Source organism: Streptomyces sp. HSW2009 (genome assembly GCF_040240285.1).
Lineage (GTDB): Bacteria > Actinomycetota > Actinomycetes > Streptomycetales > Streptomycetaceae > Streptomyces.
Genome location: NZ_JBEHZD010000410.1, coordinates 1 through 7,287, shown reverse-complemented (window position 1 = coordinate 7,287; position 7,287 = coordinate 1). Strand labels below are relative to the sequence as shown.

Here is a 7,287-nt window from a genome sequence, read left to right as displayed (position 1 = left end):
CGAGACCGGCCCGCGCCCGGGTGGCGGCCGGATTTCCCGCTCGCGGCGCCGTTTGGCAGCATGGGCCGGACGCGGGCGCCTGGCCGCGTCGTGGACCTGAGATGGATGCAGATGAACGAGTGGACCCAGATCCGGGACCGTGCGGGTTCCATCGTGCGGGAGGACGCGGCGTTCCTCGTGGTGAACAAGCCCGCCGGGATCTCCGTCATGGGCGAGCGGCACGAGAGCGACCTGGTGCGGATGGCCGACGAGGTGGGCGAGACCCTCATCCCGTGCCACCGGATCGACAAGGTGACCTCGGGCGCGGTGCTGTTCGCCAAGGAGCAGCGTATCCAGTCCGAGGTGACCCGGCAGTTCAACAAGCGCACGGTGGACAAGGCGTACCTGGCCCTGGTGCCCACCGCTGGGCGGCCCGGCGGGCTGCCGGCGAGCGGCACGATCGACCTGCCGCTGAGCGTGGGCCGTAAGAACCGGGTCCGGGTCGGCGCGCAGCGCGAGGACATCGAGGCCGAGGTGTCGGCGACCGGGCGCGGCTGCTGGCGGGTGCCGGAGGAGAAGGTCTTCACGCACGTCAAGACGTATCCGTCGATCACCCATTTCAGCCGCCTTTGGGCCGACGAGCAGCACACCCTGCTGGCCATCGAGCCGGTCACCGGGCGCCGGCACCAGATCCGGGTGCACCTGGCCTGGATCGGCTTCCCCATCGTGGGCGATCCGCTCTTCGACCGGCAGGCGGCGGAGCGCGGCGAGCGCACCGCGCTGCACTCCTGGCGGCTGGCGTTCGACGCGAGTTGGGCGGACGGCGAGCGGGTGGCGGTGGTCGCCGAGCCCGGCGCCGACTTCTGGGCCCCGGTGGCGGACCGGCTGCCGGCCGGCGGCCCGGCCGCGGTGCTCGCCGGGTACGGCTCCGTCTGACCGACGCCCCCCAGCAGAACCGGCGCGGGGGGGGGGGGGGGGGGGGGGGGGGGGGGGGCCGCCCGCGGGCCCCCCCCCCCCCCCCCCCCCCCCCCCCCCGCCCCCCCCCGCCCCCCCGCCCCGCGGGGGCGGGGGGGGGGGGGGCCGCGGCCCCCCCGCCCCCCCCCCCCCCCCCCCCACGACACACCGGACACCAGTCCCGAACCGCCGGCCGCGGGAAGCGGGCCGCACGGGAGGGGCCGAGCGCCGCCGGCCGCCAGGCGCGCCCCCACCGCCCCCGTCCACACCCTGGTTACGACCAGGACGTTCCTCGGTAGAGTGCGGGGCGCCCGTTGCCACCGGGCGCAGGTCCGGTGGCCGTCGTTCTCCTCCGCTGGAGTCCCCTGTGCGCGTTGTGGTGGCCGAAGACCTCTTCCTGCTCCGGGACGGTCTGGTGCGGATGTTGGAGGCGTACGACTTCGAGATCGCCGCCGCGGTGGAGTCCGGGCCCGAACTGACCCGGGCGCTGGCCGAGTTGCAGCCCGACGTGGCCGTGGTGGACGTCCGGCTGCCGCCGTCCTTCACCGACGAGGGGTTGCAGTGCGCGCTGGCGGCCCGCCGTGCGACGCCGGGCCTGCCGGTGCTGGTGCTGTCCCAGCACGTGGAGCAGTTGTACGCCCGCGAGTTGCTGGCCGACGGCAGCGGTGGCATCGGCTACCTGCTCAAGGACCGGGTCTTCGACGCCGACCAGTTCATCGACGCGGTGCGCCGGGTGGCGTCCGGCGGTACGGCGATGGACCCGCAGGTCATCTCGCAGTTGTTGACCCGCCGCTCGCAGGACAAGCCGATGGGCAACCTGACGCCGCGCGAGAAGGAGGTGATGGAGCTGATGGCGCAGGGCAGGTCCAACGCCGCGATAGCCGCCCAGCTCTTCGTCACCGAGCGGGCCGTCGCGAAACACACGTCGAACATCTTCGGCAAGCTCGGCCTGCCGCCGTCGGACGACGACAACCGTCGGGTCCTGGCCGTGTTGGCCTATCTCGACCGCGGCTGACGACACCCGCCCCCGAGCGTCTCGACCGAGCGTGTGCAAGCGGTTACCGTGCCCCTCGCATGTGTCCACCGATCCTGACGAACCGTGGGGGCATCCGTTGAGCGAACTGACCAGACGCACCGTCATCGGCACCGCCGGCGCCCTCGGCGTCGGCGCGGCGCTGACCGCGCACTCCACCGGGGCCGCCGCCGCCCCGCGCAGCAGGGACGGCGCCCGGACGGCCGCCGCGCCGCCCAGCCCGGCGCCGGCCCGCGCGGCGCTCGCCCGGCTGCTCCCGGACCACGCGGACCAGTTCCACCTGCGGCTGCTCGACGGCGGCCGGCCGCAGGACGGCCGGGCGGGCCGCGTCGGCCGGCACCCGGCCGGCAGCCACGAGCGCTTCGCCGTCACCGGCTCCACCGGCCGCATCGAGGTGGCCGGCACCAGCCCCGCGGTACTGCTGACCGGCGTGCACTGGTACCTGAAGTACGTGTGCCGGGCGCATCTGTCCTGGTCAGGCAGCCAGGTGGAGCTGCCGAGGCGGCTGCCGGCGCCCGCGGAGCCGCTGCGCCGCTCCACCGCGCTGCCGCACCGCTTCGCGTTCAACGACACGCACGACGGCTACACCGCCCCGTACGCGGACTTCTCCCGCTGGGAGCGGATGATCGACCTGCTGGCCCTGCACGGCTGCAACGAGGTGCTGGTGACCACCGGCCAGGAGGCCGTCTACCACCGGCTGCTCCAGGAGTTCGGCTACTCGGACGCGGAGCTGCGGACCTGGCTGCCGGCCCCCTCGCACCAGCCGTGGTGGATGTTGCAGAACCTGAGCGAGTACGGCGGTCCGCTCAGCCCCGAGCTGTTGGCCAGGCGGACCGAGCTCGGGCAGCGCATCGCCCGTCGGCTGCGGGAGCTGGGCATGTCCCCGGTCTTCCCCGGCTACTTCGGGACCGTCCCGGCCGGCTTCGCCGAGCGCAACCCGGGCGGGCGCACCATCGAGCAGGGCACCTGGAACGGGCTGCCGCGCCCGGACTGGCTGGACCCGCGCACGCCCGTCTTCGACCGGGTCGCCGCGGCCTTCTACCGGCACCAGGAGGAGCTGTTCGGGCCGGCCGTCGGCTACAAGATGGACCTGCTGCACGAGGGCGGCACCGCCGGTGACGTACCGGTCGCCGATGCGGCCAAGGCGGTGCAGCGCGCCCTGCACGCCGCCCGCCCCGAGGCCGTCTGGGTGATTTTGGGCTGGCAGCAGAACCCGCGCCCGGAGTTGCTGGCCGCCGTGGACAAGAGCCGGCTGCTGGTCGTGGACGGGCTCTCGGACCTGGAGCGGATCGAGGACCGCGAGCGGGACTGGGACGGCACCCCGTACGCCTTCGGCACCATCCCCAACTTCGGGGGCCGCACCACGATCGGCGCCAAGGCCCACATGTGGACGGATCGTTTCACCCTCTGGCGGGACAAGCCGAACAGCCAGCTCGTGGGCAGCGCGTACATGCCGGAGGCCGCCGAGCGCGATCCGGCCGCCTTCGAGCTCTTCAGCGAACTGGCCTGGCGGGATGCGGCGGTGGACCGCACCGCCTGGTTCCGGGAGTACGCGGACCTGCGCTACGGCGCGCCCGACGAGCACGCCAGGGACGCGTTCGCCGCGCTCCGCGAGAGCGCGTACCGGATCAGCAGCGCGGACGGCCGGCCGCACGACTCGATCTTCGCGGCCCGGCCGCACCTCGGCGCCCGCTCGGGGACGTACTACGCGACCCGGGTACCCGCCTTCGACGTGTCGGTGTTCGACACCGCCTTCGCCGCCCTGCTGCGCGTGCGCCCGCCGCTGCGCTCCACCGACAGCTACCGCTACGACCTGACCGACCTGGGGCGGCAGGTGCTGGCCAACCGGTCCTGGCAGTTGCTCCCGCAGCTCAAGGCGGCCTACGAGCGGGGTGACCGGACGGCGTTCGGCGCGCTGTCCCGGCTGTGGCTGCGGCTGATGGAGCTGAGCGAGGAGATGGCCGCGTCCCACCGGGCGTTCCTACTCGGCCCGTGGCTCGCGGACGCCAAACGGATGGCGTCGGGGGCGGCCGAGGAGGCCCAACTGGAGCACACGGCAAGGGCGTTGATCACCACCTGGGCCGACCGCGCCACCGCCGACACGGGCCGGCTCGCCAACTACGGCAACCGCGACTGGCAGGGCCTGATCGGCGACTTCCACCTGCCGCAGTGGCGCAGCTACCTGGACGAGTTGGCGGACGCGCTGGCCACCGGCCGGGAGCCGAAGGCGTTCGACTGGTACGCGATCGAGGAGCCGTGGACCCGGGAGCGCAAGGAGTACCCGCTGCGGCCCACACACGACGCACACCGCACCGCGACCCGGGTCTTCGACACGCTGGCGAAGGCCCCGTACCAGGGCGCCATCGACGTCAGCGCCGAGCCGACCACGCTGGAACCCGGCGGCAGCGCCCTGGTCACGGTCGACTTCCACAACGTCAACGGCCTCTCCCCGACCGGCCGGGTGGACTTCCGACTGACCGGCCCGGACGCCGCGCCGCAGGGCCCCACCTCGGTGCCCGGCGTCCCGGCCACCGGGCACGCGGAGGCCCGCTGGCGGGTGAGCGCACCGGACACGCCGCTGACCGAGCCGCTGAAGCCGCTGCCGTACGAGCTGAGCACGGTCTACGGGCCGCGCGGCGCGGACCGGGTGACCGACGTGCGGACCGGCAGGCTGTACGTGGCCGGGCCGCTGGCCTCGGGCGATCAGACGGTGACCGGCAACGACGCGGTGTTCGGGCGGCTCGGCGAGCGGTACGCCATCGAGGGCGGCGGCCGGGACCTGTGGAAGGCGACGGCCGAGTTCGGCGCCGTCTACCGGCCGCAGTCGCTGGCCGTCGGCGGCACCGTCACGGTGCGGGTGGTGAGCCAGGAGAACACCGGCCCGTGGGCGCGCGCGGGCCTGATCGTCCGCAACGACCTCGACACGGGCGGCTCCGCAGGCTTCCTCAACCTCGCCGCCACACCGGGCAACGGCGTCGTGCTCTCCTACGACGCCAACGGCGACGGCACCGTGGACACCTACCGCCGCATCACCGGCGTACGGGCCCCGGTGCTGCTGCGGCTGGCCCGGGACGCCCCCGGCGCGTACACCGGGGCGCTGTCCACGGACGACGGGGCGAGTTGGCGGACGGTGGGCACGGTGACGGTGCCGGGGGCCGCCGGGCGGCAGGACGCGGGCCTGTTCATGACCGCCACGCACGGGGGTTCGGGCGCCCGCGGGCTGGTGGAGTTCAGCGACTGGCGCACGGCGTAGCAGCACCTGGCGGCGGCGGCCGGTGGGGCCTCGCACGCGGGGCCCCACCGGCCGCCGGCCCACGGTCAGGCCGCCCCGCGGGTCGCCCCGGCCCCGCCGCCCCGGCGCTCCGCCCGCCGCCGGGCCAGGTGACCATCGCATGCCTCGCTCGTTCTACGGGCCGTGGAACAGCAGGCGACACAGCGGCGGGCGACCGCGCCGCACCCAGGCCCCGGCCCCGTCGAGTGGGAGCCGGCCGCGGTCGCGCTCCTGGAGGACTATCCGCACCTGGTGCGGCTCGGCTACCTCATCTTGCCGCCCGACCTGGGCCGCACCCGGCGCGTCCGCACCGCCCACGCACTGGCCCAACGCGCCCTGCCGCGCGCCAAGCTGGCCGAAGCCGAGGAGCCGGTGCCGGCCGGGGCGGCCGGGTTGCCGGCGCAGCGCGGCCCCGGCGAAGCGGCGGACGACGACGCGTACCCACAGGTGCGGCTGCGGGTGGTGCGGGCGGCGCTCGCGGCGGCGCGCCCGCGGCGGCGCTGGGAGTTGCCGGGCCGGGCGACGCTGCCGCCGCTGCTGCCCCAGGTGTGGGGGCTACGGCTGGCGCCGCGCAGTGGCGGGGCGGACGCGGGCGCCCTCCAGCAGTCGCTGGGCGCGCTGTCCGGGCCGGGGCGGGCCGCGTTCGCGCTGCGCGCCCTGGACGGGTTGGCGGAGACAGCGCTGCGCGAGCTGCTCGACGAGGCCGGGGTCGCTGATGTCCGGGCGGCGCTCGCGGAGGCCGACGGGGTGCGGCTGCCGGCCGACACCACCGCGCATGCGGCGCTGGCCGCGCCGGACTTCGACCCGTGTGTGCTGCGCGCCCGGCCGACCGATCTGGTGCGCCGCCGCCAGCACGTGCGGGCGGCGGTGGCGGCGGCCACGGCGCTCGCCGCGTGCGGGGTGCTGCTCGGTCTGCCGGGCGACGGCTGGGGCCCGAACGGCGCCGCCGCCCCCAGCTACGCGCGCAACCCCGCGGCCGACGCGGCCCTGGACCCGGCGCGGTTGACCCGGGCGAAGCCGGGGGCCTGGCGCGTGGTGAGCCGGCCGGACTTCGCCACCTGGCCGGCCCGCGGCAACCGGGTCGGCGACACGGAGTTGCTGCGGCGGGCGCTCGCGGTGTGGGCCAGGCCCGGCGGCTCGGTGCAGGTCTCGGCGACGCCCGGCACGCCGCCGGGGCCGCCCGCGGGACCGCCCGCGCTGTTGTACGCAGGCGAGGTGGACCAGGCAGCGGTGGTGCTCTTCTACGACGGGCTGCGGGTGGTGCGGTACGCGGAGGCGAAGGACGGCTCGGGCGGCGGTGCGCTGCTCGATCTCGGCCGGGCGGACGCGGCCGACCAGGCGTCGGCGACCGCGCTTGTGGTCTCCCGCACCGACGGCAATGTGCGCTATCTGACGGCGCCTTGGGTGGATTCGGTCGGGGTGCGGGACCTGTTGGCGCCGCTGTCGGATGCGCGGCCGGTGGAGCGGGGGGCGGACGGGGTGACGGCGCCGGTGCACAGCCCCGCCCAGGCCGCGGACTGCACGTCCTGGCCGGCCCTGCAACTGGGGCCGCACCTCGCCACCGACCTCGGCGAACTGGTCCCGGCCCGGCTGACGCACGGGGCGCCGCAGCAGGCCGGGGCCTCGGGAGTGGCCGGCGCTGCTGGTACGGGTGCGGCGAGTACGGGTGCCGGCGGTACCGCTGCCGGCGCTGACGGTCCCGCCTTCGGCTCCGACGTGCAGGACGGCGCGGCGCGGCAGGTGCTGGCGCGTACCGCCTGTCAGTTGGCGGCGCTCCGCGGGACGGGGGTGCGCAGCGTCAACGCGTGGCGGTTCGCGACCCAGCCGCTGCCGACCGGTGAGGGCACCGCGGCCTGGGTGTGCACCAGGGCGGAGACCTGGCGCGGCGCGGGCGCCCGGGCGCTGGCCCAACTCCAACTGCCCGCGCGCCGCCCCGACGCGCCGGGCACAGCCGCCGCCCGCGCGCAGGACTCGGCGGCGGGGGGGGGGGGGGGGGGGGGGGGGGGGGGGGGGGGGGGGGGGGGGGGGGGGGGGGGGGGGGGGGGGGGGG

The 7,287-nt window shown here is 76.2% G+C and carries 4 protein-coding genes; all 4 read left to right on the top strand.

Features of this window, described 5'->3' with window-relative positions; genetic code table 11:
• Nucleotides 1-111 precede the first annotated feature (111 nt).
• Entirely contained in the window at nt 112-915 is an 804-nt protein-coding gene (locus tag AAHZ94_RS24805; protein WP_349995348.1) for an RluA family pseudouridine synthase, read from the top strand.
• A gap of 385 nt (nt 916-1,300) precedes the next feature.
• The gene (locus AAHZ94_RS24800; protein ID WP_349995346.1) at nt 1,301-1,948 is read left to right on the top strand and encodes a response regulator transcription factor; all 648 of its coding nucleotides are present in this window, start codon (nt 1,301-1,303) and stop codon (nt 1,946-1,948) included.
• A gap of 97 nt (nt 1,949-2,045) precedes the next feature.
• Entirely contained in the window at nt 2,046-5,219 is a 3,174-nt protein-coding gene (locus AAHZ94_RS24795; RefSeq protein WP_349995349.1) for an alpha-N-acetylglucosaminidase, read from the top strand.
• A 162-nt stretch (nt 5,220-5,381) separates the two neighbouring features.
• Nucleotides 5,382-7,287, top strand: a 1,906-nt coding sequence (locus tag AAHZ94_RS24790; protein ID WP_349995344.1) for a hypothetical protein, incomplete at its 3' end; no start/stop codon positions are given.